This window comes from Candidatus Arsenophonus phytopathogenicus (assembly GCF_056113345.1).
In genome coordinates this window covers 46,799-73,153 of record NZ_JBUIOB010000019.1, presented here as the reverse complement: position 1 = coordinate 73,153, position 26,355 = coordinate 46,799, and the positions used below count along the sequence as shown (strand labels likewise).

Genomic DNA, 26,355 nt, shown 5'->3' with positions numbered 1-26,355 from the left:
ACAGCTATAGATCATCATAAGTTTTTACTGAAGGTGCCGTATAGTGTAAAAAACGATCAAGTAAATTGGCCGCCTTATCTTCAACAATCGCCATATGTCGATATTTTTCTTGTAAAAACTTTTCATCAGCCATTTTTTCTATCATAGCAACTAACGGTGCCCAATAATTATTAACATTTAGTAAGCCACATGGTTTTGTATGTAAGCCAATTTGACCCCAAGTAAAAACTTCACTAAATGCTTCCAGGGTACCAAATCCCCCCCGGTAGCGCAATAAACCCATCAGCCAAATCAATCATTTTCTGCTTACGTTGATGCATAGTATCGACAATATGGATTTCACTCAGACCAGTATGAGAAATCTCACGTTTAACTAATAAATTAGGCATTACACCAACCACTCGACCACCTTGATCCAATACCGAGTTAGCTAAAACACCCATAATACCGACGCGGCCACCGCCATAAACCAGCGTTATTTTTCTGTTAACCAGTTCGGATGCCAATGCAATTGCCTGCTGTTGATAAATATCACTGGCTCCTACACTAAATCCGCAATAAACTGTTACACTATTTATCTTATCCACATTATCCTCCTTAACTTAAATTTACTAATGTCAGCCTTAGCAGACATTAATCAAATCTAACAAACGCATAAATATTTTTCCTGTCATTTCTTTTTTAAAATTAACAATTATTATAGTGAATATCCTATTTACAATCGGCATTGAAAATAATATTTGTTTACTTATCTTTTATATAATAATTACACAATATCATTAAGCAAATCTTGCTGTTACTGAGTTATTATTTAGTTTTCTAACATTTATTTTGTTCTCTATTTTTGAGGTTACCTCCAGATGTCATTTGTCTTAAATCAAAAGCGTAAAACGCTGTTGCCCGTATTGTTGTTGCTATGTGCAATGATATCAATACAAAGTGGAGCTTCATTAGCAAAAAGTCTATTTCCAACTATCGGAGCACTTGGCGTAACAGCTTTAAGACTATTTTTGGCAACGATTATTCTTTTTATAATTTTTAAGCCTTGGCGAAAAAAGTTACGCGGCCATTCATTAAAACATTTAGTTGTTTATGGTATCTCCTTAGGCTCAATGAATTCGCTGTTTTATCTATCGCTAGAAAGGATCCCATTAGGGATCGCTGTGGCATTAGAGTTCACCGGCCCTTTAGCCGTAGCAATGTTCTCATCTCGCCGCGCGATTGACTTTGTTTGGATATTAATGGTTATTGTTGGATTAGCCTTTCTACTACCTTTTGGAGACAATATTAATAGTTTAGATCCAGTTGGTATTACTTATGCTTTAGCTGCCGGTATTTGCTGGGGAACGTATATCATCTTTGGTCAGCAGGCTGGGGCAGGTTATGGTACAGCAACAGTGGCTTTAGGTTCGTTTATCTCGACATTGATTTTTTTTCCGGTCGGTCTTCTTACCGTTGGCATTGAACCGTTATTTGATCTGTCAATTCTACCAATTGCACTTGCGGTGGCTATTTTGTCAACGGCCTTCCCTTACACGCTGGAAATGTTTGCTCTAACACGTATGCCGGCGAAAACATTTGGTACCTTAATGAGTTTGGAACCGGCAATGGGGGCCTTTATGGGCATGATATTTCTTAATGAACACTTAACATTAACCCAGTGGTTCGCGCTATTTTGTATAATTGGCGCATCAATTGGTTCAGCATCTACCATGAAAACAAAAAACGAAACGGTTGAAATCAATTAAGTCGTTTTTCACGCTTAAACAGTGTGAATTCAAGCCTAAATTCACACTGTAACTTGTTGCTACCTTCCCTTGCATTCCTATTTTTTATCACCATATTTATAATTGTAAGAAATAAAATAACGCTTACATCAATATTACCTATCAATTTAATAAGATCAAATGATAAGACTATTGATTAATAATAAGTTATTGTTTCGATAAAGTATTAATACATTATTTGATATAACGGGAGCGTAATAATGAGCACAGCTAAATTAGTTAAAGTACCGAAAATTGATTTACTTTATACCCGTAATGATATTAGTGATAGTACTAAAAAACACGCTATTTCTGTTTTAAACCCGCTAGTTGCACAACTTATTAATCTGTCATTGATGACAAAACAAGCACATTGGAATCTGCGCGGTAGAAACTTTATTGCTGTTCATCAATTATTAGATGAATTTAATTCCTCTATTTTAGAACATCAAGATGAATTAGCGGAACGCGTGGTACAAATGGGTGGTACAGCTATGGGCACAATAGAGAGTGTTCATGGCCATACACCATTAAAAGCATACCCAAACAATATTCACGATGTACAAGAATCATTTGAAAGCCTTGGCCGATCGTGCTGCGGTGGTTGCCAATAATGTTCGTAAAGCAATTGATGAAGTTAGTGAAGTGGATGCTGAAGATATTCTCACTGGCGCTTCTCGTGATCTGGATAAATATCTCTGGTTTATCGAAGCCAATATTGAAAAATAACCGTTGTATCTCTCGATAACTATATAAAAACAAAATGTCGTCATTTAGCCACACAGGAGTGTGGTTTTTTATGTCTATTTATCCACTTAATATCAATCAATTTTTTACTATAATTGTTAGTATTTTTTGCAATTAATAAGGATTTTCATGGATATTGTCGTTAAAGATGCTAATGGCGCACACTTAAGCGATGGGGATAGTGTGCAAGTTATAAAAGATCTCAAAGTTAAAGGAACATCAAAAACCCTAAAACGAGGCACAGCAATAAAAAAATTCGCCTAACCCAAAATAAAGATGAAATTAAGTGTAATGCAGAAGGAATTAAAGCTTTAATGCTAAAAACCTGCTTTCTGAAAAAAATCAGCTAATTTCAATAAGGAGTAATAAGTAGCAGATAAAAAGGCTTATTACTCCGTTTCTTTAGGAAGTGTCGAGGATATTTCTGGTTCAACTATCGGAAACACCGGTAATGAAGCTAATAAACGAGCACCATAATGCTTGGTTCTTAGTCGTTTATCATAGATAACAATCTCACCATAACAATCATGACTACGAATCAAGCGACCGACTTGCTGAATTAACGTGAACGAGGCAGTTGGCAAACTTTGTACTTCAAATGGATAAATATTTAATGTTTTTAACCATTCATTTTCAGTAATAATAATCGGGTTTGTAATCGGCGGAAAAGAAATTTTTTGAATATGTACCTGCGACAAATAATCACCTTTAAGATCCAAACCTTCAGCAAAGGATTGTAATCCAACTAACACGTTCGTCCAACCAAGCTCCATTCCCCAAAGCGGTAAAGGGAAACCCTTTTTTTGAATATCGATATTGATGCCCGCTAATGCGGTGGAATCTATGCTAATCCAGTTTTTACCGTTAGGATTAGCGCCACTACCTGCTGCAGCAAATCCGGTACGGGTAAAGCTCGAAATTTCATCCGCAATCGAGACATCTTCACGACGTTGAACATCCCGACTGTTGGTGTATTGCACCAAAGGCATATTAATCGTAGGATCTAAACGCTCGAGTTCCCCAATCAAAAAAGCACCGGTTGAGTCAATCGTGCGTTGGTCATATGTTAACATAGTCATTCCTTAAATTTTGTACGAGATTTCAACGTTGCCGTCAGCATCACCCTGACCGGTAAACTCAGCATTCGCCAATATCACAGTATTGGTTTTTCCTGACGCCCCTGACCCCGTTTTTTCTTCAGCAATCAAAATAGCGCCCAGCGGGCTTTTATCCGTTGCTCCTGCCACTCGCACATAGACCTTGGCACCTTTTTTAACCTATTGACTATCCACGCCAACATTCACCAAGACATAGCCGCGTTTTAGCGCATCGCCGGTAAAGTTCTTCTCAGTGCCCACCTGCCGGATAAAATCCTGCGTCTGCGTCGTTGGATAAGGGCGAATATAAATGCCTTTGATGACGTCTGCGGTATCACCCTCACTAAGCGGCACAAAGTAATCGCCGTCATATTTCCCTGCCAGGCCATAGACGGGAAAACCATCTTTAGATTTTAGTAACACCGGTTCGGTAGTTAAATCACGGTAACGGGAGATTGCACCGGCTATGCCAACCGGCATCCGGTATAAATACGGTTGCATCATTTTTTTTATTTCCCTCGTGTTGCCCAGAATTCGGCATTTGATTTATTTAAATCTGCAATCACATTGCCGGATTTTCGGATTGATGCGCTGTATTGCGCCTTAAATGGCGTAACGCAATTACAAACACTTCCTAAAATCGAAGCCTTTGACGTATGCCTAAAAATACTGGCCAATTGGGATAATCTCCTTGGTATTACCGATCGTCGTGAATTTGCCTTGTCATTATTGCGTGAATTGCCTACCCCCGCAGAAGCCAAACCGATTGATTTTAAGGCACTTCGCAGTGAGGCTTCGGCCTGCATTACTCAACTGGTCAAAGGCGGATATCGTAATGAAGCGCTGGATATCCTCGCCTCCTTCAACGCTAAAAAGATGGGTGACGTAACCGATGACAATCTGGTTCAGTTTATCGAGAAAGCCCAACGCGTTTTAGCCGATGATAACGCCGAGGGTAGCGATGGCTAACCATGCAAAATTATCCCCTTCTTCATCTAGTCGCTGGTTAAGATGCGCCGCCAGTCTCGCAGTAGAAGCCACCTTACCCGATAAAACATCGCCGTTTGCGGAAGAAGGTAGTGCGGCGCATACCTTGGCGGAAAGTATCTTAACAATGCGTCAAAACCCGTTTAGTGACGGGCGTAGACGAACACGTGGTTTTGATGCAAAGGAGTATATCGGCACCTATCCGTTGCTAAAAGCCAACTCGCCACCAGTGGATGAGGAGATGATTGAGCACGTCCAGACCTATGTTGATACTGTCTGGCAACTAGCGGACGGGAAAATCTTACAGGTTGAGGAGCGAGTTGACTTTTCAGCCGTCATTGACGTAGATAATTCGTTTGGTACCGCCGATGCAATTATTGTCAACAATGATGAGTTACAAGTCCATGACCTGAAATACGGTAAAGGCGTTAAAGTGGATGCCCCGAACAATGAGCAGCTCATGCTCTATGCGCTAGGGGCGTTACATCAGTTTGACCTTGTTTATGATTTCAAAACAGTTCGTCTTTTTATTCATCAGCCCAGACTTAACCATCTGTCTGAGTGGGCTCTGTCAGTTGACGAATTAAAAGACTTTGGTGACCTGGCTAGATTGCGGGCGCAAAAAGCCATGAAAATGGCAAGCCTCGCTGAGCACAAAGGGCTTGATGCGCTACCAGATAGTGCCTTTTCACCAGGCATCAAGCAATGCCAGTTCTGCAAAGCAAAAGGCGGATTGTGTTTTGCCCAGGCGCAGTTTGTCCATAATGAAATCAGAGGCGATTTTGTCGATTTAACCCAGCCTTTAACACCCCAACTAAGTGATGCACCAAAACGCATTACGCTACTAACCCCTGAGCAAATGGCAAAACTCTACCCGCATGTCGATTTGATAGAGAGTTTTTGCAAAGCCTTACGAAATCGGGTCGCCGAGGCATTACATAGCGGGCAATCGGTGCCGGGCTTTAAACTGGTGACTGGCAAACAGGGAAATCGCACATGGGGTGATGAACGTGAAGCCGAAACGCTGTTGAAAAACGCCAAAATTAAGCAGGAACAAATCTATCACAAGAAAACTATTAGCCCCCCACAGGCTGAAAATTGCTCAAAAAGAACAAACCGCATCACTGTGCAAAACTGGAAGCGCTTATTGTGCGAGCAGACGAGAAACCCGTTATCGCACCCGAGTCTGACCCACGACCTGCCGTTATTAATACCCCCCTGAACGACTTTGACGATGTGACCGAAGCGTCACTTGTTGACAAATCCATCTAATTAAAAGGTAACGTTATGAAAATTAAATTAAGCAACGTACGTCTGGCTTTTCCTGAGTTGTTTGAACCTACACAAGTCAGTGGTCAGGGCGCCTTCAAATACCGAGCAAATTTCCTTATCGCCAAAAGTCGTACGGACCTGATTGAGGAAATCAAAACGGGGATTAAGGCCGTCATTAAGGAAAAATGGGGAGCCAAAGAGGTAGAAAAAATTTATAACAGCATCTGCCACTCCAACAACCGTTTTTGCTTTCGCGACGGAGACAATAAGGAATACGACGGCTATGCCGGAAATATGTACATTACCGCCAGTAACAAAGATCGGCCGCTAGTCATTGACGTAAATCGCACACCACTCACCGCACAGGACGGTCGCCCCTACTCAGGCTGCTACGTTAACGCCACCATTGAGTTTTACGCCTATGACAATAACGGTAAAGGCGTCTCCGTCTCATTAAGAGGCGTTCAGTTTTTCCGTGATGGTGATGCGTTTAGCGGTGGAAGTGTACCGTTGACGAGTTTGACGACCTGAGCATGGCTGAGGAAGAAGAGTTATTGGCAAGTTAAACACCAGGGAACTACCGCCGCCTGAGGTAGTGAAATAATCAGGCACCACGTTAAATTCATTAAGGAGAATTAAACATGAAATTAGATAATATGACTGAAGTCCTTACGCTCACTAATCCCGATAACAACAGCCATTATTTGCTTAACCTGGAGCAACCCGTTAATGCCGATGAGGAAACCAGAACATTAATCAATATGATTCAACTACTGGCAGAAGAAAACCAGTACCTGAGAAAAGAGAATAAGCGATTGGCAAAAAGCCATTGGTAAAATGGTGGGCTATGCAGGACTCGAACCTGTGACCGATGTATTAAGTCCTCTGGGCTACCAACTGAGCTAATAACCCATGATAGTAATTTATAACAATCCCTTTAACAAAAATGGTGGAAAGTAATTATCAAAACCTTCAGCGATACCATAATCTCTCAGTTGTTTTCGGGTGTAAATATCAATCTTTTTATATATCTGTTGTATTATTTGCTCTACAACACAAGAATAGGTACCTAACCGCAATGCGATTTCTTGATTACTCATAAGTTTCATCGCGAAAAATAGCACATTAAGTTCTTCAGTCGTAAATAAATTATTCGGTGGATGATTTGTTAAAAAAGAAGGCGTGGTTGGGTTTTTAAAGAAATGTTCTGATAGTAATCGAGGGGATATTTTTCGTCCATGACAGATAGTTCCAGCGATTTTATTCTGATTATGATAGGAGGTTTTTTTAATGAAAAAAGGTTGCAGTGCTTTTTCTTGCCCTATGATATGATTGGATATAATAAATATTGGCTTATCAGATTGAATAACAATTTGTTCATATGCATCAACTATATCAGCACATTCGCTCCATGATACTGGACATTCAGAGTTTAGTTTCCCCTCTAAGTTATAGTTTAAGGGTATACAAGAATTAACAAGAGCAGGTTTATTGGCGAAGATAAAGCGAGATTCAATATCTTTTATAGCCCATTCTTCTTCTAATCGCTTCTCCATAAACGAAATCAAATGGCTTGTTAGTACATCGCTAGTTTTCATAAATATCCCTATTACAATTTAATTTTTATAATTAAGCTTAGTTTTTTATAAAAAAAAACAAAAATAAATACCGCTTTTTATTAAAGCATCTCGTGTACTGACAACTCCTGATACGAAGGTAAACTGACCCACTTCCTAGAACGTCACTAATTAATCTTAACGCCCCTTTTTATAGGGGCAATCATTCATCAATTTAAGTATTGAGGCATTTTTATATGCAAAATTTACTGTTTTGCGATTTAGAGACCTACTGCGATATCCCCATTAATTGTGGCACGCATCGCTACGCTGAGAATGCCGAAATATTACTTTTTGCGTATGCTTACAATCACACCCCTGTCAAGGTCTGGGATGTGACGCAAGATAAAACAATGCCCACAGATTTAAAAGTTTATCTTAATGACCCAGCCATCTTAACTGTCTGGCACAACGGTGGGATGTTTGATACGGTGATTTTACGCAAAGTGTTCAATATTGACTTACCGTTATCCCGCATTCACGACACCCTGGTACAAGCACTAGCACATGGCTTACCCGGTGCACTAGGTTCGCTTTGCGATATTTTCAAAATCAATAACGATAAAGCCAAAGATAAAGAAGGTAAAGCGCTCATACAGTTATTTTGCAAACCGCGTCCTAAGAATAGCAAAATACAACGCGCCACGGCGTTAACCCATGCAGAGGAATGGCATCGTTTTAAGCAATACGCAGGTTCTGATATTTTAGCCATGCGCGAAATTTATCAACATTTACCGCGTTGGAATATGAATGCTGATGAAACCCAACTATGGCAGTTAGACCAAAAGATTAATCGCCGTGGAATGGGTATGGACGTTGAACTGGCGAAAAGCGCCTTGACCGCGGTTGAAAACGAGCAAAAAAGGTTATCAACCGTCACCCGACAATTGACAGATAATGCCGTGCAAACCGCAACACAACGCGATGCACTGCTACAGCATATCGTTTCGGCATTTGGCATCACATTACCGGATATGCAAGCCAGCACGCTACAGCGACGCATTAATGACCCTGATATTCCACCTGCTTTACGCGAACTACTATCAGTCCGTCTGCAATCGTGTACAACCAGCACCAGTAAATATAAGGCGCTGTTAAAATCGGTAAGCGCAGATGGACGACTTCGAGGGACAAAACAATTCTGCGGTGCCTCACGCACTGGACGTTGGGCGGGGCGGATTTTTCAACCGGATAATCTCCCCAGACCCACGCTTGACCCAAGCACCATTAATGACGGGATTGAAGCGTTAAAAGCCGGTTGCGCCGAGCTGATTTGTGATGACATTATGCAACTGACCAGTTCTGCACTTAGAGGATGTATTATTGCCCCACCCGGTAAGAAGCTGGTTATCTCCGATTTATCAAATATTGAAGGCCGCATGCTGGCATGGCTGGCGGGTGAAAACTGGAAAATCAACGCTTTTAGCGAATTTGATAACGGCAAGGGCGATGACCTCTATAAACTCGCCTACGCGCGCGTTTAATCTTTTACCTGAGAACGTCACTAAAGCTCAACGACAAATCGGTAAGGTGATGGAGCTGGGCTTGGGCTACGGCGGTGGCGTTGCGGCATTTCTGACGTTCGCCCTCGCCTACGGTCTGGATTTAGATGAACTGGCGGAAGCCGCATTACCTAACATACCGCCTGGTGTTAAGCGAGAAGCGATGCGCTGGTATCAAAAATCCGTTGAAACGGATAAAACTTATGGCCTCAGCGAAAAGGTCTTTGTTACCTGCGATTCCCTTAAGCGCATGTGGCGCAATGCCCATCCGCAAACCGTATCATTCTGGTACGACATTGAAGAGGCAGTAAAACAGGCCATTCAGTCACCGGGGATATCGTTTAAGTGCCGTAAACTTAGCGTCCGGCGCGATAAAGGCTGGCTCAGAATTTGTTTACCATCAGGACGTAGTCTTTGCTACCCTTCTGCGCGAATAGAAAATGGACAAATTACCTATACGGGGACTAACCCCTACAACCGTAAATGGGAACGGTTAAAAACCTATGGCGGTAAAATCACTGAAAATATCTGTCAAGCCGCCGCACTCGATGTCCTGGCCTATACATGCTGCCTATTGAAAAGGCAGGTTATGAGATTGTCTTAACCGTCCATGATGAAATTATCAGCGAAGCGCCGGATACCCCACAATTTTCCGCCGAGGGGTTAAGCACACTGTTAAGTCTTAATCCGGACTGGGCTTTCGATTTACAGCTTAGTGCAGCCGGCTTTGAGACTTATCGCTATCGCAAGGAATAACTAACACACAGGATAAAATAAACATCATGGCCTTTATGAAAAACGACAGGCCACTTTATTTCAAGGCGGCGCAGGATGCAGTTCACCTTGAGCAGTCAGGGCAATACCATGAAGCCGCGCGCATGGTCACAGGTAAATCGACTGGCGCGCAATCGTAATAATCCTATCTGGAGTGAGAACCGCGCCGATTTTTGCCTGATGCAAATAAAAAGGGAACATATTAAAAGGATGTATCCATGCGGTTAATCAGGGAAGAGAGCATTGAAAAACATTTGGTGCGTGAAGTGCAAAAAATCGGCGGCATTGCCTATAAGTTTGTTTCACCTGGACGACGGGGTGTGCCTGACCGATTAGTTGCACTGCCCAATGGCAACATTATTTTTGTGGAATGCAAAGCACCTGGCGAAAAACCTACCCCCTACCAGTTACGCGAACACGCACGGCTTTTTGCCCTTGGTCATCAGGTCATCGTACTGGACAGTCAGGATCTAAGTAGCATCTTACCCGGTGCGGGCTGAGAGCTTGTTTTTTTAAACCAGTTTTATAACTAAGGTTACAATCGTTGCCGCTGCACCAACAATAGCTAACATGACACCGCTTAGTTTTATCAGAAGACTATTAGTTAACGCTTCAACATCTTTACGGACTAATGCTATCTCAGCAGATAAGTCTTTACGAACATCGTCTAAATCTCTTTTGGTTGCTACATCAACCGCTTCGTGTGATTCACGGACAGCCAGAGAAATAGCCTTAGCCTGATCTTTAGGTAAACCAGCGCCTTCAAGCGTTTCAACAAATTTCAGTGTATCAAATGCAACCTGACCCATAGGAAATCCTCCTTTTTGGTAAGTATAACGGGTTTAGGGTGCAATCTGCAAAATCTTTCACGTTAACACCTTAATTCGTTTCATTACGGAGAAATATTTTTATGTCTAAATTAGTGGTTATTGAAAATACCGTTGTACGTCAAGATGCTTTCGGGCGTTATTGTCTGAATGATTTACATCGTGCTACCGTTGCCCAAGGTAAAGCGACAGAATCACAACGCCCATCAAACTTTCTTAAATCGGAGGGAATAATCGCATTTGTTCAATCTTTAAGCGAAGCTACAAAAATAGCTTCGGTCAAGATCATCAAAGGTGGTCTTGAATCTGGAAGCTGGGCGAATGAACTTGTGGCCATCCGCTACGCTGCATGGATCGAACCCGCATCTTGATGTTTATTGAATATAACTTCTTTCCCTCCTGAAATAACAATAGTTGCTTGCATATTAGTCATGAAAGGCTTAAAACCAAATTTATCCCAACGCTGGAGTATAAACCAAACACGAAATATCATAAAATAATGAAACTTAACATCCAGGATATCATTATCATCTAATCCAAAATGATCCTGAGCCTTAAAATCAATCGTAGCATAGTATTTTTCTTCTTGAACAATAATCGAACGAATCACAATACACATTGAATGGATTCCGTGGACGGCAAGGCCGAGCCCATTGAAAGTATCTTTTATCCTAGTGAACTCTGGTAATTTAGAAGTCATAATACTTTCAATTATATATTCTTTTTTATCAGACGGGAAAAATCCCTTATCCCAATCAATATATTTACTAATAACAAATTTAATTTTATTAATAGTCCTATTGTTTTTTTCTTCACTAAGGATTAAGTCATTAAAGGCTTTATCTAGAACCGGGTCACAAAAAGGATCACCTTTATTATTTTGAAAGTGTAGTATCATTTTTTGCATCAGATCAGAATAAGAACCAAATGACAATATTTTAGCCCAAGCACGAAACTCATCAAATAACGTGGTAATAACTTGTTCATTGGAAATTCTTTTATTTCTCGCAAAAAAAATGCATTTTTTTTATTCTTGTAAGGGTCAACTCTGCAAGAAACAAATGATAATCCGAAATCATCTTTTAATTGAACTTCCGTAAGATCACCACATCTCATATCCTGAAGCTGAATAATCATTCATTGACCTCTCATTACAAAAGGTTATGAAAGGAAAAACTAAAGAACTTCGCTCTCTCATAATTTATACCCAAGAAATCTATTTCATTATCAACATAAAACATAATAGCTGCGTAAACAATACATTACAAATTTCATATTTCCAGTTAACGTTAGTTGACGAAAGAAGAAATCATGCGTTATAGTTCGTTTAGGTGCTGAACACACCTTTTGATATAGCGGATACCGCGCCCGAAAGTAATGCGGTTTTTTTACGTCCATAGATTATTATGGTCGGGTAGCGAACAGTATATACAACACCCTATTGGGGAAAACTGTTGGCCGTCTATATCCGGTGTTCAAGTACCCGACCGCCCATCCGAACAATGGGTGATATTGAACAATTGATATAGGATGTAAAAATGAATATTCAACTCAGATCATTTTATTTTAACAATATCTACGATGTGCGTGTTCAGATTATTAATTCTGAACCATGGTTTTGCCTTAATGATGTTTGTAAAGCTCTGACAGTCATAAACTCAAGTGATTTACTTTCAAAACAGCTAGATAAAGCTGGGGTAGAAAAAATCTACCTTAGGGCAGATACGGCAATTTGCTTTTGTAAACGAACCTAATCTTTATCGTGTGATTTTCCGTAGCAATAAGCTGGAAGCAAAACAATTTCAGGATTGGGTGTTTAATGAAGTCCCCCCTCGATCCGTAAAACTGGCAGATATGACCACCCTCATCCCCACCCCAAAGCCCCAGAACTGTTAAACGATAACGATACACGCAATCTGGCTCATCTTGTCTGGAGTATGGCGAATGGATTCAGATTTGAGAAAGCATGGACACAAGGTATCTGGTATGCGCTCCTTCACGCAACAGGCGTAGAGTCACCACAAAATTTTGAAGTTAATCAAATAGCAATAATTGCAGAAGAATGTAGACGGATTTACAGCATGACCAGTACGCTCAAATCCGCTATTTTTGATGCTGAAAAACAAGCTATTCGTCGTCTACTCCGCCATAAGGAAAATGTCGAGACGGTACTTCGTGAAATGCAACAACTGTTAGAAGCCAGTACTCACGAACACGATAGCGTCATGACTCAATCCCTTGAAAGATGGCAACAGGCGAACGTCAATCGCTTCCTCCAACGTCACTAATTAATCCTGACGCCCCTTTTCACAGGGGCAATCTTTTATCAATTTAACTATTGAGGAATAACTTTATGTCAAATTTAATAACTTTCCAAAGTTTAACTATGTCAATCCTTGAGATCGCGGAATTAGTTAACAAACGTCACGACAACGTAAAACGAACTATCGAAACATTGGCTAAGAGTAATATTATTCAACTTCCTCAATCTGAGAAAGTTAAGAATAAACAATCAAATAGCCAAAATCGCTACACTGAAGTTTTTATTTTTGAAGGTGAACAAGGTAAACGTGACAGCATTATTGTTGTTGCTCAACTTTGCCCTGAATTTACGGCTCGTCTGGTTGATTGTTGGCAAGAATTGGAACAGAAATTAAACACCCCTTCATTACCCACTAATTACATTGAAGCGCTTGAAGCCCTGGCTATCTCAGAAAAGGAAAAGACTGTTATTACTGACCAGAGAGATGAAGCTATCCGTACCAAATCCCAGATTAGCCGAAAAAGGGAAGCCACTGCACTTCAACGTAATTCCACCTACCAGCGCATCGCTAATCGTGCGATACGGGAACGTGAAAAAATGGCCTCCCGATTCGGTGCAAGTAAAGATTGGGCTTCTCAACAGTCAGTATGGAGAGCGACGGGAAAAATGTTTGGCTGGAAAGTGTTAAATGCCTGGCTCGACAAACACGATATTTACGACACGGTTACCTCTGGGATACCCAACCTGTTTCAATCCTGACCAAAACCGTCGTGAAGTGATATACCCGAGGGAGGCATGGCTTGAAATACACGGTATCGACATCGCTGAATGATTTTAACCGCTGCCAAGAGGTCATTTATGAAAACCTTCACCCCTCGACCTTACCAAAATCTTATTATCAATCACCTGCTCGATATCAAACGCTCAAATGTCTGGACGGGAATGGGTATGGGAAAAACAGCAGCAACGCTGACGGCGTTAGAAAATCTCTATTTATCAGGCAGTGAAACCAAACCCACATTGGTGTTAGCCCCTTTACGGGTAGCCCAATCCACCTGGCCGGATGAGGCGCTTAAATGGAACCACCTCCATAATATCGAAGTGCAACCCATCATTGGCACCGCCAAAGCAAGGATGGCGGCACTCAAAAATGACCATGCCAGCGTATTTACGGTTAACTATGACAATCTCGTCTGGCTGGTTGATGTCCTTGGGAACAGTTGGCCTTTTGGCACGATTATCGCCGATGAGAGCACCCGGTTAAAATCATTCCGGCTACGTAAAGGCGGTAAACGCACCGCAGCCCTCGCCAAAATCGCGCATAAATCGGTTCATCGCTGGGTAAATCTGACCGGTACGCCTTCTCCCAATGGCCTGATGGACTTATGGGGGCAAGCGTGGTTTGTTGACCAGGGCGAACGCTTGGGCAGAACGCATAACGCGTTTACGTCTCGCTGGTTTAATCGTATCCAGTTCCCCGGGCAACAGTTGAGTCGGTTTGAGCCTTTAGGGTTTGCGCATCTACAAATTCAGTTAGCGCTTAGCGATGTCACGTTATCCCTTGATGCATCCGACTGGTTCGATATCGAAGAGCCGATACACAACGTTATTAACGTTGAACTAACTGCAAAAGCACGAGCACACTATCAGGCCATGGAAAAAGAACTGTTTCTTGAGTTGGGCGATAACGCTATTGAAGCGTTAAATGCCGCTGCCAAAACAATAAAAACTTTGCAAATTGCAGCAGGCGCTATCTATAGCGATGACAATCACAACTGGACAGCGGTACACGATGCCAAAATCCAGGCGCTGGAAAGTGTTGTTAATGAAGCCGGCGGGATGCCAGTACTGGTTGCTTACCACTGGAAACATGACCTCGAGAGACTGTTAAACGCGTTTCCAAAAGGAAAAATGTTAGACGCTAATCCACAAACCCTTACCGACTGGAATAATGGCAAAATCCCGTTACTTTTTGCCCACCCTGCAAGCTGTGAACACGGCTTAAATTTACAGGACGGCGGTAATATTCTGGTCTTTTTCTCCCACTGGTGGGACTTGGAGCAGTACCAGCAAATTATCGAACGTATCGGCCCTACGCGTCAAGCGCAAGCCGGACACAATCGTCCTGTCTTTATCCATCATATCGTCGCTAAAGATACGCTTGATGAAGTGGTCATGGAAAGGCGAAATTCAAAACGAGAAATTCAGGATTTATTGCTGGAAGCGATGAGAAGAAAATAACAGCATTTAATTAAAGGAGCCCTACCATGTGGATTTTAATTCTGGCCATGTATGCCAGCCCTTATGCATCAGGTACCTTTGCAAGTGTTCATACTCAGGAATTTGACACAGAAAATATGTGTCAATTCGCTGCTAAACAGTTTGAGCAGGAATTTGAAACTTTCAAGGATATTAACGCCAAAGCGATTTGCGTTAAGAAATAAACTAATTTCATCGAGGTTCAATTATGGAACTTAACATCATTAAATTATTAATCACGACATTATTGTTTATTAGTGTAGCGTTTGCCTTTGAGCTGATAGTAGAACATCTAGCCCATGTTGATACAACACCACCGGCAATATTCCCCGAGATCAAATGGGGTAATGAAGCATTGAGCGGATTACAGTTAGACGGAAAAGAGATGGATGGCATCCTCATACTGTTAGGTAATATAGTATTGATTTTTATCATAATATTATGGCCTAAGCTAAAAAAGTAGTTCACACCAGAACGGCATTATCCCCCCTGATCAATATCGCTTAACAAACATCCATATTCATTCATCAATTTTAATATTGAAGGATAACTATATGCAGAATTTAATCAATAACCGGAGAAATCCTATGAATAACGTCCATCAATACCGAACAACGTTACATCATGTAAAAGCTGGTATACAGGTTATTTATCATGGTGAGATGATGAAAATAATTAGATTGAAGGAGAAAAAATTAACAAACAAGGGGTTGATATATCAATTTGATACCGATGGAGAAAGTAAAACATTAACCGGAAATGGCGGCAATAAAATCACTGTATTAGAAAAAATAGACGACTTGCATAAAAGTAAAAGCTGGTATGTTTAGGAGATGAAGTGAAGTATGACCTGATACTCCCAGACCCACCCTGGCAATACCAAAACAAAGCATCAAACAAGGAAAAAAACCCTATGAATGAATCCCCTTTTATCAAAACCAGTGAACTTGCAAAAAGGTACAGAGTGTCAACTCACACTATCAGACTGTGGGCGGGTAACGGATACCAAAGACGGGAAGGTTTTCCACGCCCTCGATTTAGATCTGATGAGCTTAATTTCGCCCGGCAGGATATTCTGGATTGGGAGAGGGGTAAACGATTTGATTAACTTTATTCCACCAGCGCTCATAAGCCTCTCGCTGTTCTTCCAGGTAGGTATGCTTATCGCATACCTGCCAAACTCCCGGTAATTTATGACCTAACATGATCTCAGCAACATGGGGCTGCGTTAACTCCGCGACACCCGTACGCATAGTTCTGCGCAAATCATGAATTGACCAGTGAGTATAGTTCTCAAACCCTCGAGCCATCTTTTTGTTGAGATTACTAATAAAACCAATGTGCCCATTGACACACAATGGTTTTCCCCCAGAGACGCTAAACAAATAATCGCTGCCATTACTCAACTGTTGAGCAGCTTTTATTAGTTTTTCTGCCGCTGGAATGATTGGACGGATAATCGGCTTTTTGCTTTCTCGCCCTGTTTTATGATTTTCGGGCGGTACTGTCCATATTCCTTTAGTCAAATCGTTCATTTTTGCTTTTAGCAATTCGCCTATCCGGCAACCAAACAATAATGCTAATTTGATTATCAAAGCGTTTCTTGGATTGTAGTCTGGCGCATCAATTAACGTAAATAGTACCCTGAGCTCATCGTTGCTCAACACCCTTTCGCCCTGTTGTGCTTTTACCCCTAAATCCTGTGATGTTACATCGATAAGTGGATTTGAAGAAATAATCCCCCTACGTACCCCCCATCGATGGGCGGTTTTGGCATACATTAATAACCGTGCCCCTATCGTAGGTTTTACTTTTACCACCTCTTCGATTAGTGATAACCAGACATGCAGATAAGTTTCGTCATGAGGCAAATTGCCGATCTCGGGGAAAACATAAATTTCAAATGACCGTAGTATCTCGCCAGCTTTTACCTGTGCATTTTTTAGCGATTTATCCCACCAGTCGCGAATAACCAATTCAACCGTGTGCGCATAAATCGACTGTTGTTTACGCGTGCGTTTGACTACTTTAGGGTCTCTGTGTTGTTCCAGTTCATGACGGTAAAAAAGCGCACTATCACGCGCATCTTTTAAACTCATTGCCGGATACGTTCCAATGTCTATCCGATCACCTTTCCCCTGCCAGCGATAACGATATTGAAAAATCACTTTACCTTTTGGAGTCAGGCGAACTGATAAACCCTCTCTGTCTGATTTAGTCACCATTTTAGCTTGCGGTTTGCCACTTACCGCTCTCAACCATGAATCACTCACCGCCATATTTTTTTTCTCCTTGAATCTACTTATTACACGATAATTCATGTACACCAATATGTACATGAATTTGATGACACAAGGATTATAATAGGTGACTAAAAACAATCATTCTATACTGAGATAAAAAATAAAATAATTATAAAACAGAGTTTTAATTATAAAACATCCGTTATCGATGACTGTTAACGGCTATTACTGATAGATGCATAGTATTTGCGCGACTAATAGCAATACCCGCAATTAGATAAGATAGGGTTTTCCCCACTCCGGTTGGTGCTTCAATAACCAGATGACGGCCTTGTTCACCTGGTAATCTCTTAGCTACTTCGGCGATCATTTGCCGTTGGGCAATACGTGGAATAAAGCCGTCAATATAAGTCGATAGCGATTTATACCAAAGACTTATCTGATTTTTAATTGTGTTAGATAGCGCCATAGAAATCTTATATAAAAATATCAACCATTTTGATGAGTATAAAACGATAAAAATATTAAATTTATCATAGTGTTTTATCAATAAGATATAAATTTAATCCAGATTTAATTTCTCACAAAAAATCGATATACTAGTTTTAGTTAACACTCAACCCCAAGTTAAATTATTTGCTTATTATAGAAGGGTATTATGTACGAAGCATTTTTTGTTAGCCCGCAATGGCTTCATCGGCATTTAACGGATGAAAATATTGTCCTAGTTGATGCTTCTGCGCCGCCACCTACCGCTCCAACTGATTATCAGCAACAATATTATCAAGAACATATTCCCAGTGCGCAATTTTTCAATTTGGAGATTGTTGCTGACCAAAGTAATAATCTGCCTCATATGTTACCTGATGAAATAACTTTCACTCAAGCGGTTGAGCAATTAGGCATCAACAATCATCATCAAGTTGTTATTTATGATCAAGGCGCACTATTTTCCGCCCCGCGCGCCTGCTGGACCTTTAAAACATTAGGCTGTAATAATGTCAAAATTTTAGCCGGAGGGCTATGCGGATGGAAAAAAGCAGGCTATTCGCTAGACTCCGGTATGTCTGCGGTACGTGAAAGACAGCAGTTCACTGCTAAATGTATTACTGATCAAGCTTTATCCCAACAACAAGTTATCACCCTTCTTCAACAACCTAATGTCCAATTTATCGATACACGCCCCACTGCCCGTTTCAGCGCACAGCAGCCAGAACCGCGCCCAGGATTACGGATGGGACATCTGCCAGGCAGCAAAATGTCCCTTGGAATTGGTTAGTCAATAAAGGTTGTTATAAATCACCGGCAGAGTTAAAAGCTATTTTTGCCAAACAACAGGTTGACATTATGCAGCCCACAGTCATTAGCTGTGGTTCTGGTATGACTGCCGCTGTAGTATTACTTGCTTTAATACTTTTGGGTAATAAAAATGTCAAACTTTATGATGGCTCATGGGCTGAATGGGGCCAAGATAATGGATGGCCGATTGAAACGAAGTAAGATAAAAACATAATTGCCAGTTTAGCAGTTATTTTTTATATGAGAAATTCTTATTATCTTTAGATAGTGGGCTATGGGCGACCGACCAGACCATGCCGGCGATAAAAAGGACAACGATAGTACCGATTACGGCAACAATAAAACTGCTTAAATTCAAACCATCCACTTTGCCTTTACCAAAGAAGGTACTGATATAACCGCCGACAACTGCGCTGACAATACCGAGGATAATGGTCATGAGAATCCCCCATATTGTAAGCACCTGGCATGACCCACTTAGCAATAATACCAGCGATCAAACCAAAAATAACCCAGGACAAAATACCCATACACACCATCCGAAATATCCAACAGATCAAATAAGTTAAAAAACTCACTTGCTAACATTTCAAATATATGAACACTTTTTAGTAAAGAACCTAACCGCCAGAAATGCAAATAGATAAGCTATTTTTTATCAAAAATTTGTGATAATCATTTTATATTAGTCGATTAGGCGTCTTATAATATATTGTATTTTATGCTGTTTTTTTTAAGTATGTTGTGACAAGTCAACAAAAAGTATGACGTTCAATCATATTAGCAATAGCGGCTGATTTTTTCTCTACTCTGATCTGATTAAATAACTCAGCCGCTTCAACATACTTTTTACGCAAATAACCTAACCACTGTTTAATACGCGCTGCGTGATATTGACCTCTATCACCTTGTTTTTCCAGCTGAATATATTTAAACAGAATTTGCATAACCTGCGGCCAAACCAGCGGTTCAGCTTGATATTTGATCACCTGAGTCCAGGTTAGGAACATGTAATCCACCTCAGCCAATCATCAACGCGTCACAGCCGGTTATCGTCCTGCACTCATTTGCACTATGCCAATCCCAGATTTCGCCATTGGCGATAACCGGTATAGTTAATTTTTGGCGTATCCGGCCAATGGTTAGCCAATCGATTTTTTCTGCCCGATACCCCTCTGCCTTAGTTCGACCATGAATGATAATTTCTGTCGTGCCAACCTGTTGCACCGAATCGGCAATTTCAAATGCCAGACAACGATCATCCCAACCTAATCTGACTTTTACTGAAGTAGGTAAATTCGTAGGTACTGCCGCCCGGATCGCCTTAGCAGCCTGATATATCCGCTCAGGATCCTTTTAGTAGTATCGCCCCACCGCCATGGCCATTAACTGTCGGAGAGGGGCAGCCACAATTGAAATCCACTCCCCAAGAGCCTAACTCTACTGCTCGTGCCGCATTTTCAGCTAACCATTGCGGCTGCTGACCCAGTAATTGAATACGTACTAATGTACCTGATACAGTTTTACTTGCTTGATATAATTCAGGGCATATTCGATAAAATGTTTTGCTTGGCAATAAACTATCCACCACCCGTAAAAATTCCTTGATACAAAGATCATATTCGTTAACTTCAGTTAATAAATGACGCACCAAAGAGTCGAGAGCCCCTTCCATCGGGGCGAGTAATATTCGCATTTATCCGCTACCTGGATTTCTTTGGTGCTAAAGCTTTAGTATTAACGTTGCTGGTTGTCGGTTGTTTTAGTGGGTTACTCTTAGCATAAGAAGCTTTTGTTACCGATTTACGTCTGCGTTGTTTGCTTGCTGGGCTCTTTTTTGGCGTTGGTTCTGGCTTAATAGTCGGATCAGGTTCATAGCCTGCGAGCGCTATACGCGGGATACTCTGTTTTAACAATCGCTGTTAATAAACTTTGCTCATCAATAGCAACTAGCGAAACTGCCAAATTGATAGTATGCCGATAGTTATTCAATGGGTAACCTATTTGATCCCGGCTCGTTACTTTGTTAGTAGTTTACAAACTATATTTCTGGCCGGTGACATTTATGTTGTCCTGTTGACCAATTTTCTTTTATTAGCCACCACCGCCATCATCTTTATTGGGCTCACTGCATTAAAAACACGTCGCAGACTTGATTAGGGAGAGAATATGCTACATCGTCTCTATACACTGATTATCAAAGAATTACAGTCACTACTACAAGGGCCTCAAACCCGCGCAATATTGATCCTAGCGGTTATTTTCCAAATAATCTTATTTCCACTGGCCGCTACTCTAGATGTCACTAACACAACAATAGCTATCTTTAATACGGATAAAGACCAAGATTCGATTGAATTAACACAACGATTGGCAAAATCGACGACTTTCCCTAAAGTATTACTACTCAATAATAATCAACAAGTTGCTGAAAAAATCAATAATCGTAAAGCACTTTTAGTGGTACATTTTCCACAAAATTTTAGTGCTCAGCTGGCACAGGGAAAATCGACGCCGGTTCAACTAATACTTGATGGTAGAAATTCTAATAGTGCTCAAATCGCCGCTAACACAGTTAGCCAGGTTATTGAAAATTATCAACAACAATTAACAAACCAGCAGATAGCGCATAATAATAGCGAATTAATCATTCGTCATTGGTATAACCCTAATCTTGATTATAAATGATTTATTGTTCCATCCCTGGTAGCATTAATTACTACCATTGGTGAATTAGTCATCACTTCATTGTCAATTGCCCGTGAGAGTGAATAAGGCACACTGGATCAGTTACTGGTTTCACCCCTGACTACCTGGCAGATCTTTATCGGTAAAGCAGTGCCGGCATTACTTATTGCCACCTTTCAGGCAACATTGGTGCTGATTATCGGGATTTTTTGTTACAAAATTCCATTTTCTGGTTAATTGTTTGTTTTTTATACTACGATGGCAATTTATGGTTTGTCATTAGTGGGTTTTGGTTTATTGATCTCCGCTATATGCTCAACTCAGCAACAAGCGTTTATTGGTGTGTTTGTCTTTATGATGCCGTCAATATTGCTATCAGGTTACGTCTCACCTATAGAAAATATGCCGGTTTGGTTACAAAATGTCACCTGGATTAATCCTATTCGACATTTTACTGATATTACTAAACAAATTTATTTAAAAAATGCCGATTTGGGCGTACTATGGCACAACTTGTGGCCATTACTGATTATTTCATTATTTACCACAAGCCTGGCTTATTGGTTATTTCGCCGAAAAATTGCCTAAATCGTAAAATAAAAAATCCCGCTAACATTATTTATCAGCAGGATTTTTTTAACAAACAGGTTAAATTAACGGCGATCGCCTAAAATACGTAACATCATTAAGAACAAGTTAATAAAATCTAAATAGAGTGTCAATGCACCAAGAATAGCGTATTTACGCATACCTTCTTGATCACCTCTATCAATTTGGCTGCCCATGTCTTTCAGTTTCTGTGTATCATAAGCCGTCAAACCTGCAAAAATTAATACACCCGCGTAGGTGATAACCAACGTTAAGCCAGAACTTTGCAGCCAAATATTGACCAATGAAGCAATAATTAGCCCGATTAGTGCCATAAATAAGAAACTACCCATACCACTTAAGCTACATTTGGTTGTATAACCATAAAAACTCAGTGCCCCAAACATAGCAGCAGTGATAAAGAAGGTGCTGGCAACCGAAGCGCCAGTGTAGGTAACTAATACGAGAGAAATGGTTAAGCCTGTCAGCGCCGAGTAGAGCATAAACATGGCCGTTGACAGCGCGCCACTCAATTTGGGCAACAGAAATAATAATCCTATGACTAATGCAAATTCAGCAACAATAAGGCCTATCAATACCCAACTATGCGTCGCCAGATACATAATAATATTACTATTATTAATCGCATACCAAGCAACAAAAGCAGTTAATAACAAACCTACCGTCATCCAGCCGTATACTTGCGCCATATAGGTTTGAATACCTGCGCCAGCGCGCTGGACGATTGAATCATTTTGATGTTCAAATCGATCCATGATGATTACCCTCATCACTTGCGTTAAAGATAAAGCCATTTAGTAAACTAAATAGCTCAGTAAACTTAAGTTAAGTCTATCATAATTTCTGGCTAAAACCATGGTTTGATATGCGCAAATAAGAGAAGGTTTTACATTACTTTTACTTTATTTAGCTAAATATCAATAAATTGAAATAAATCCAATAAAAATTGTGTTACCAACGCTGAAATGCGGCTTGATCACTCGCTCTGGCCTCAACCCAACGACTGTTTTGCCCTTGCGCTAAATGCTCTTTTTTACAAAATGGCGCTTTTGTTTTCATATATCCATAATAAATTCTGCCGCTAAAAAAGCAGTGTTACGATGGCCGCTAGTAACTCCAACAAACACGATTTCCTCACCCGGCTGTAAAGTACCAATCCGATGAATAATACAGATACGTTGCAACTGCCAACGACCACGCGCTTCATTGGCAATATCCTGTAACGCTTTCTCTGTCATGACTGGATAATGTTCAAGAGTAAGAGTGTTAATACTATCACCCAAGTTGTGACTACGCACTTTACCGGTGAAAGTAACCACAACCACCGCACCATCATCATGACATTGTGCTAACATTCATATTGTTCACCGACATTAAAATTCGCTTGTTGAATAAGCAATCGTGTATTTGTCATTTATCCTCCCGTTACCGGTGGAAAAAATGCGATTTCATCGCCAGCAGTTAATGGATGATCTGACTGTACAAAGGTATGATTAACCGCAAAAAGCAGCTTTTTGTGTTCTAGTGCTAATGCCCAGCGCTCAACGCGTTGGCTTAATGCATCACCTAATTTCTTCTACGGTAGAATAACGATTTTCTAACTCTAATCTATCAGTGCCTGTCAATTCACGGACTTGGGAAAAAGAAAAGTAATTAAATCATGGTGTTACCTTAAAATCACCGGATTTACCACCCGTTTTTTCCAATAATCTAACCGCACTAATCAGCATATCTTTCTGCACCGCTTTACACATGTCATAAATGGTTAATGCGGCAATTGATGCAGCGGTCAACACTTCCATTTCAACGCCAGTTTTACCGGATAACCGACAATATGACTCAATTCGAATGCGATTATTGCTTGTTTGTACTTCCAGTAAAACTTCCACTTTACTGAGTATAGTGGATGGCAAAGCGGGATCAGATCCCACGTCTTTTTGGCGGCCTGAATACCAGCAATCCCCACAGTCGCAAAAACATCACCTTTATGATGACTACCATTGATAATCATATTAAGCGTCTTAGCATTCATTGTTATAAATGCTTCAGCCCGCGCTTCGCGTATGGTTTCCGCTTTAGCAGCCACACCCACCATATGCGCTTCACCCGCTGAGTTGATATGGGTTAATTGAGACATTTTAAGCTCCTTAAAATCGCTAAAAATCGCATTTATCCCCCAATAATTGAAAGATTTGACGTGATACCACTATCTCCTTGATGAAGAAAATGGCTTGCACGTTTTAACTGTAATTCTGCCCGAATACGTGCTTTTAATGCCTCAGATTGGGATGCATCAACCAATAGATCGCGTAAAATAATACTGCGCTCGCCAAACAGACAGAGATGAAGATGACCGATAGAAGAGACCCGTAAGCGATTACAACTTTGGCAAAAATTCTGCTCATAAGCACCATAGTAATCAGGGTGCTTAAAAACCTGGGCCGGTCCATCAGAACAACAGCGTGGTATTTGCTGCCAATTTTGCTCTAATAAGCGCCGCCGGATCTTTTCGCCTGAGACATGGTGACGACAAAATATTTTATCACTCTCGCCAGTTTCCATTAATTCAAGAAATCGTAGTTGGATTGGCCGCAATTTGATCCAGTTGATAAAACTCGCTAAATTACTGTCATTGATGTTTTTCATCAACACAACATTGACTTTTATTTTGTCATAACCTGCCTCTAAAGCAACATCAATCCCGGCCATGACTTGAAAAAATTTATCTTGCCCGATAATGGCTAAAGACTGTCGCGGATCAAGACTATCAACACTGACATTAATGTCCGTTAAACCGGCATTTTTCCACTGGCTAACATTTTTGGCCAATCGATAACCATTAGTAGTTACGGCAATTTTCTTGATCGCATGGTTTTGTTTGATGGTAGCAACAATGTCAATAAAATCACGGCGCATGGTAGGTTCGCCGCCGGTTAAGCGAATTTTTTCGGTACCAAGCTCAGCGAAAGCTTTAGTCAAAAAAGCAATTTCCTGCAACGATAAAAAGGCTTGATCACCATTCGATTTATATCCATTTGGTAGACAATATGTGCAGCGAAAATTACATACATCCGTTATGGATAGTCTTAAGTAATAGAATTTACGGGCAAAAGTATCAATAAGTTGAGTCATAATAACACCTTTCCAAATACGGGAGATGCAGACATTTCTACCTTGCACCCTGGTGGCTGATAAATGCCACGGCCTTAATACCCTATTTAAATGTTAAGTTCACAAACTTAGGTAAAAAGGCTAGGAGTTAATAACACCACATACAATAATAGCGTAATATGATGATTGCTATAAATCTTATTGCTAAATATTTATAAAAGCGATTAAGCACTCAAATCTATAGGTTGTAATTCAACAAGTTAATCAATTAGCGGAAAATAAAATAGGGGAAGTAATGCATAATCGCAGTATTCTTAATAATTTAGGGCAAGTTGTCGCGCTGGGTGGTGGTCATGGTTTGGGTCGGGTGATGTCATCCCTTGCATTTCTAAATTCTCAATTAACAGGGATTGTCACTATAACTGATGATGGTGGCTCTACCGGTCGAATTCGCCGTTCTGAGGGTGGTATTGCCTGGGGAGATACACGCAACTGTTTAAACCAATTAATTACGGAACCGTCGATTGCATCAACTATGTTTGCATATCGTTTTACCGGTAACGGTGAACTTGGTGGCCATAATCTGGGTAATTTAATGCTAAAATCGCTTGATCATCTCAGTGTGAGGCCGTTAGATGCGATCAACTTAATCCGTAGTCTATTAAAAGTGAAGGCGCATCTTATTCCTATGTCCGAGCAACCAGCTGATTTACTGGCAATCGATTTGATGGGCAATGAAATCTATGGCGAAGTTAATGTTGATCAACTCACCTCACTACCACAAAAATTAATGTTATCTCCTCAGGTAAGTTGCACGCCAGAGGCTCTCGATGCTATCCATAATGCTGATTTGATCATCATTGGCCCAGGTAGCTTTTTAACCAGCATGATGCCTTTATTTCTAATGAATGACCTAACGCAAGCATTACAAGCATGCCGGGCAGCAATCATCTATATTGGTAATATTGGTAAAGAACTAAACCAACCCGCTGCCAATATGCAACTAACCGAAAAAATTGCAATGATTGAAAAACACATTGGCCAACAGAAAATTGATGCGGTTATCCCTGGTCCAGTAACCGATACATCAAGCCTACCAGATCGAATCGTGATCCAAAGAAAACTGGCTGACCAAAATGTCTGTTACCATCATGATCGAGACTTATTGCGCCAGGCTATTGAAGACATGGCACACAAAATTCATCAACTTAAACCTTTTAACTTATCACCATACCCGAATGCCAGCTAACGGCTTGCTTGGCACCCATCCCGCCTTAGAGGGCGTGGCTGCACCG

Annotated in this window: 21 protein-coding genes, 18 pseudogenes and 1 riboswitch; of the genes and pseudogenes, 23 read left to right on the top strand and 16 right to left on the bottom strand. The window is 40.8% G+C overall.

Annotation, left to right across the window (positions count from 1 at the left end):
- Positions 1-4: 4 nt before the first annotated feature.
- Positions 5-587: pseudogene (locus AC01GB_RS14895) on the bottom strand (LOG family protein).
- A 273-nt stretch (positions 588-860) separates the two neighbouring features.
- Between AC01GB_RS14895 and rhtA the strand changes: the two are divergent.
- The 3 genes and pseudogenes from rhtA to AC01GB_RS14880 all read left to right on the top strand — a co-directional run bounded on the left by rhtA (position 861) and on the right by AC01GB_RS14880 (position 2,863).
- Positions 861-1,748 (top strand): threonine/homoserine exporter RhtA, encoded by an 888-nt coding sequence (gene rhtA / locus AC01GB_RS14890; RefSeq protein ID WP_474452517.1) that lies wholly within the window; start codon positions 861-863, stop codon positions 1,746-1,748.
- A 239-nt stretch (positions 1,749-1,987) separates the two neighbouring features.
- Positions 1,988-2,495 (top strand): annotated as a pseudogene (gene dps, locus AC01GB_RS14885) (DNA starvation/stationary phase protection protein Dps).
- Between the two features lie 147 nt (positions 2,496-2,642).
- Positions 2,643-2,863, top strand: a pseudogene (locus AC01GB_RS14880) (alkylphosphonate utilization protein).
- A gap of 39 nt (positions 2,864-2,902) precedes the next feature.
- Here AC01GB_RS14880 and AC01GB_RS14875 read toward each other — a convergent pair.
- A pseudogene (locus tag AC01GB_RS14875) lies at positions 2,903-3,277 on the bottom strand (helicase C-terminal domain-containing protein); the annotation flags it as partial.
- A 318-nt stretch (positions 3,278-3,595) separates the two neighbouring features.
- Positions 3,596-4,114 (bottom strand): annotated as a pseudogene (locus AC01GB_RS14870) (structural cement protein Gp24).
- 63 nt (positions 4,115-4,177) lie between these two features.
- Here AC01GB_RS14870 and AC01GB_RS14865 point away from each other — a divergent pair.
- The 4 genes and pseudogenes from AC01GB_RS14865 to AC01GB_RS14850 all read left to right on the top strand — a co-directional run bounded on the left by AC01GB_RS14865 (position 4,178) and on the right by AC01GB_RS14850 (position 6,705).
- Positions 4,178-4,579, top strand: a complete 402-nt coding sequence (locus tag AC01GB_RS14865) for a hypothetical protein (protein ID WP_474452516.1) — start codon at positions 4,178-4,180, stop codon at positions 4,577-4,579.
- Positions 4,572-5,819 (top strand): DUF2800 domain-containing protein, encoded by a 1,248-nt coding sequence (locus tag AC01GB_RS14860; RefSeq protein WP_474452515.1) that lies wholly within the window; start codon positions 4,572-4,574, stop codon positions 5,817-5,819. The genes AC01GB_RS14865 and AC01GB_RS14860 overlap by 8 nt, the downstream gene beginning before the upstream one ends.
- Before the next feature lie 65 nt (positions 5,820-5,884).
- A pseudogene (locus AC01GB_RS14855) lies at positions 5,885-6,435 on the top strand (DUF2815 family protein).
- Between the two features lie 75 nt (positions 6,436-6,510).
- Entirely contained in the window at positions 6,511-6,705 is a 195-nt protein-coding gene (locus AC01GB_RS14850; protein WP_474450395.1) for a hypothetical protein, read from the top strand.
- An 87-nt stretch (positions 6,706-6,792) separates the two neighbouring features.
- Here AC01GB_RS14850 and AC01GB_RS14845 read toward each other — a convergent pair whose 3' ends face one another.
- Positions 6,793-7,467 (bottom strand): helix-turn-helix transcriptional regulator, encoded by a 675-nt coding sequence (locus AC01GB_RS14845; RefSeq protein WP_474452514.1) that lies wholly within the window; start codon positions 7,465-7,467, stop codon positions 6,793-6,795.
- Between the two features lie 215 nt (positions 7,468-7,682).
- On the opposite strand from AC01GB_RS14845, the pseudogene AC01GB_RS14840 reads away from it, so the two are divergent.
- The 3 genes and pseudogenes from AC01GB_RS14840 to AC01GB_RS14830 all read left to right on the top strand — a co-directional run bounded on the left by AC01GB_RS14840 (position 7,683) and on the right by AC01GB_RS14830 (position 10,261).
- Positions 7,683-9,743, top strand: a pseudogene (locus tag AC01GB_RS14840) (DNA polymerase).
- A gap of 108 nt (positions 9,744-9,851) precedes the next feature.
- The gene (locus AC01GB_RS14835) at positions 9,852-9,989 is read left to right on the top strand and encodes an ANR family transcriptional regulator (protein WP_474452513.1); all 138 of its coding nucleotides are present in this window, start codon (positions 9,852-9,854) and stop codon (positions 9,987-9,989) included.
- Positions 9,980-10,261 (top strand): PDDEXK family nuclease, encoded by a 282-nt coding sequence (locus AC01GB_RS14830; protein ID WP_474452512.1) that lies wholly within the window; start codon positions 9,980-9,982, stop codon positions 10,259-10,261. Before AC01GB_RS14835 ends, AC01GB_RS14830 begins: the two co-directional genes overlap by 10 nt.
- Positions 10,262-10,273: 12 nt before the next feature.
- On the opposite strand, the gene AC01GB_RS14825 is transcribed toward AC01GB_RS14830, so the two are convergent.
- Complete coding sequence (locus AC01GB_RS14825) at positions 10,274-10,570, bottom strand: CCDC90 family protein (protein WP_474452511.1); 297 nt, start codon at positions 10,568-10,570, stop codon at positions 10,274-10,276.
- 101 nt (positions 10,571-10,671) lie between these two features.
- Here AC01GB_RS14825 and AC01GB_RS14820 point away from each other — a divergent pair.
- Positions 10,672-10,950 (top strand): annotated as a pseudogene (locus AC01GB_RS14820) (KilA-N domain-containing protein); the annotation flags it as partial.
- Here the strand turns inward: AC01GB_RS14820 and AC01GB_RS14815 are convergent.
- A pseudogene (locus AC01GB_RS14815) lies at positions 10,929-11,704 on the bottom strand (YPO3983 family protein). The pseudogenes AC01GB_RS14820 and AC01GB_RS14815 sit on opposite strands and share 22 nt — an antisense overlap.
- 422 nt (positions 11,705-12,126) lie before the next feature.
- On the opposite strand from AC01GB_RS14815, the gene AC01GB_RS14810 reads away from it, so the two are divergent.
- The 8 genes from AC01GB_RS14810 to AC01GB_RS14775 all read left to right on the top strand — a co-directional run bounded on the left by AC01GB_RS14810 (position 12,127) and on the right by AC01GB_RS14775 (position 15,940).
- Complete coding sequence (locus AC01GB_RS14810) at positions 12,127-12,342, top strand: BRO family protein (protein ID WP_474452510.1); 216 nt, start codon at positions 12,127-12,129, stop codon at positions 12,340-12,342.
- A gap of 10 nt (positions 12,343-12,352) precedes the next feature.
- A complete protein-coding gene (locus AC01GB_RS14805) occupies positions 12,353-12,484 on the top strand; it encodes a BRO-N domain-containing protein (protein WP_474452509.1) in 132 nt (43 codons plus the stop codon).
- 41 nt (positions 12,485-12,525) lie between these two features.
- Positions 12,526-12,876 (top strand): hypothetical protein, encoded by a 351-nt coding sequence (locus AC01GB_RS14800; protein WP_474452508.1) that lies wholly within the window; start codon positions 12,526-12,528, stop codon positions 12,874-12,876.
- A gap of 65 nt (positions 12,877-12,941) precedes the next feature.
- Positions 12,942-13,610 carry a Rha family transcriptional regulator gene (locus AC01GB_RS14795; protein WP_474452507.1) on the top strand — a complete coding sequence of 223 codons (669 nt, stop codon included), beginning with the start codon at positions 12,942-12,944 and terminating at the stop codon, positions 13,608-13,610.
- Positions 13,611-13,709: 99 nt separating this feature from the next.
- Complete coding sequence (locus AC01GB_RS14790) at positions 13,710-15,092, top strand: SNF2-related protein (RefSeq protein WP_474452506.1); 1,383 nt, start codon at positions 13,710-13,712, stop codon at positions 15,090-15,092.
- 26 nt (positions 15,093-15,118) lie between these two features.
- Positions 15,119-15,295 (top strand): hypothetical protein, encoded by a 177-nt coding sequence (locus tag AC01GB_RS14785; RefSeq protein ID WP_474452505.1) that lies wholly within the window; start codon positions 15,119-15,121, stop codon positions 15,293-15,295.
- A gap of 23 nt (positions 15,296-15,318) precedes the next feature.
- Positions 15,319-15,573, top strand: a complete 255-nt coding sequence (locus AC01GB_RS14780) for a hypothetical protein (protein WP_474452504.1) — start codon at positions 15,319-15,321, stop codon at positions 15,571-15,573.
- Between the two features lie 124 nt (positions 15,574-15,697).
- A complete protein-coding gene (locus tag AC01GB_RS14775; protein ID WP_474452503.1) occupies positions 15,698-15,940 on the top strand; it encodes a hypothetical protein in 243 nt (80 codons plus the stop codon).
- A 222-nt stretch (positions 15,941-16,162) separates the two neighbouring features.
- On the opposite strand, the gene AC01GB_RS14770 is transcribed toward AC01GB_RS14775, so the two are convergent.
- Together AC01GB_RS14770 and dinG are read right to left on the bottom strand one after the other, a co-directional pair.
- Entirely contained in the window at positions 16,163-17,389 is a 1,227-nt protein-coding gene (locus AC01GB_RS14770; RefSeq protein WP_474452502.1) for a tyrosine-type recombinase/integrase, read from the bottom strand.
- A gap of 178 nt (positions 17,390-17,567) precedes the next feature.
- Positions 17,568-17,822: pseudogene (gene dinG / locus AC01GB_RS14765) on the bottom strand (ATP-dependent DNA helicase DinG); the annotation flags it as partial.
- A 189-nt stretch (positions 17,823-18,011) separates the two neighbouring features.
- Here dinG and sseA point away from each other — a divergent pair.
- Positions 18,012-18,853: pseudogene (gene sseA, locus AC01GB_RS14760) on the top strand (3-mercaptopyruvate sulfurtransferase).
- 28 nt (positions 18,854-18,881) lie between these two features.
- On the opposite strand, the pseudogene AC01GB_RS14755 reads toward sseA, so the two are convergent.
- The 3 genes and pseudogenes from AC01GB_RS14755 to AC01GB_RS14745 all read right to left on the bottom strand — a co-directional run bounded on the left by AC01GB_RS14755 (position 18,882) and on the right by AC01GB_RS14745 (position 20,568).
- Positions 18,882-19,182: pseudogene (locus tag AC01GB_RS14755) on the bottom strand (GlsB/YeaQ/YmgE family stress response membrane protein).
- Between the two features lie 222 nt (positions 19,183-19,404).
- Positions 19,405-20,348 (bottom strand): annotated as a pseudogene (dusC, locus tag AC01GB_RS14750) (tRNA dihydrouridine(16) synthase DusC).
- A 7-nt stretch (positions 20,349-20,355) separates the two neighbouring features.
- Complete coding sequence (locus AC01GB_RS14745) at positions 20,356-20,568, bottom strand: hypothetical protein (RefSeq protein ID WP_474452944.1); 213 nt, start codon at positions 20,566-20,568, stop codon at positions 20,356-20,358.
- 46 nt (positions 20,569-20,614) lie between these two features.
- Between AC01GB_RS14745 and AC01GB_RS14740 the strand changes: the two are divergent.
- Both AC01GB_RS14740 and AC01GB_RS14735 read left to right on the top strand, forming a co-directional pair.
- Positions 20,615-20,812, top strand: a pseudogene (locus tag AC01GB_RS14740) (ABC transporter permease); the annotation flags it as partial.
- Positions 20,813-20,821: 9 nt separating this feature from the next.
- Positions 20,822-21,928, top strand: a pseudogene (locus tag AC01GB_RS14735) (ABC transporter permease).
- Between the two features lie 65 nt (positions 21,929-21,993).
- Here AC01GB_RS14735 and AC01GB_RS14730 read toward each other — a convergent pair.
- The 5 genes and pseudogenes from AC01GB_RS14730 to moaA form a co-directional block, all read right to left on the bottom strand.
- Complete coding sequence (locus AC01GB_RS14730; protein WP_474452501.1) at positions 21,994-22,704, bottom strand: Bax inhibitor-1/YccA family protein; 711 nt, start codon at positions 22,702-22,704, stop codon at positions 21,994-21,996.
- 196 nt (positions 22,705-22,900) lie between these two features.
- Positions 22,901-23,363, bottom strand: a pseudogene (gene moaE / locus AC01GB_RS14725) (molybdopterin synthase catalytic subunit MoaE).
- A pseudogene (moaD, locus tag AC01GB_RS14720) lies at positions 23,364-23,574 on the bottom strand (molybdopterin synthase sulfur carrier subunit).
- Between the two features lie 33 nt (positions 23,575-23,607).
- A pseudogene (gene moaC / locus AC01GB_RS14715) lies at positions 23,608-24,086 on the bottom strand (cyclic pyranopterin monophosphate synthase MoaC).
- 32 nt (positions 24,087-24,118) lie between these two features.
- Positions 24,119-25,081: a GTP 3',8-cyclase MoaA gene (moaA, locus tag AC01GB_RS14710; RefSeq protein ID WP_474452500.1), complete on the bottom strand. Its 963-nt coding sequence runs from the start codon at positions 25,079-25,081 to the stop codon at positions 24,119-24,121.
- Positions 25,071-25,220: riboswitch (molybdenum cofactor riboswitch) on the bottom strand. It overlaps the preceding gene by 11 nt.
- A gap of 135 nt (positions 25,221-25,355) precedes the next feature.
- Between moaA and AC01GB_RS14705 the strand changes: the two genes are divergently transcribed.
- A complete protein-coding gene (locus AC01GB_RS14705) occupies positions 25,356-26,309 on the top strand; it encodes a gluconeogenesis factor YvcK family protein (protein WP_474452499.1) in 954 nt (317 codons plus the stop codon).
- The last annotated feature ends 46 nt before the right edge of the window (positions 26,310-26,355 follow it).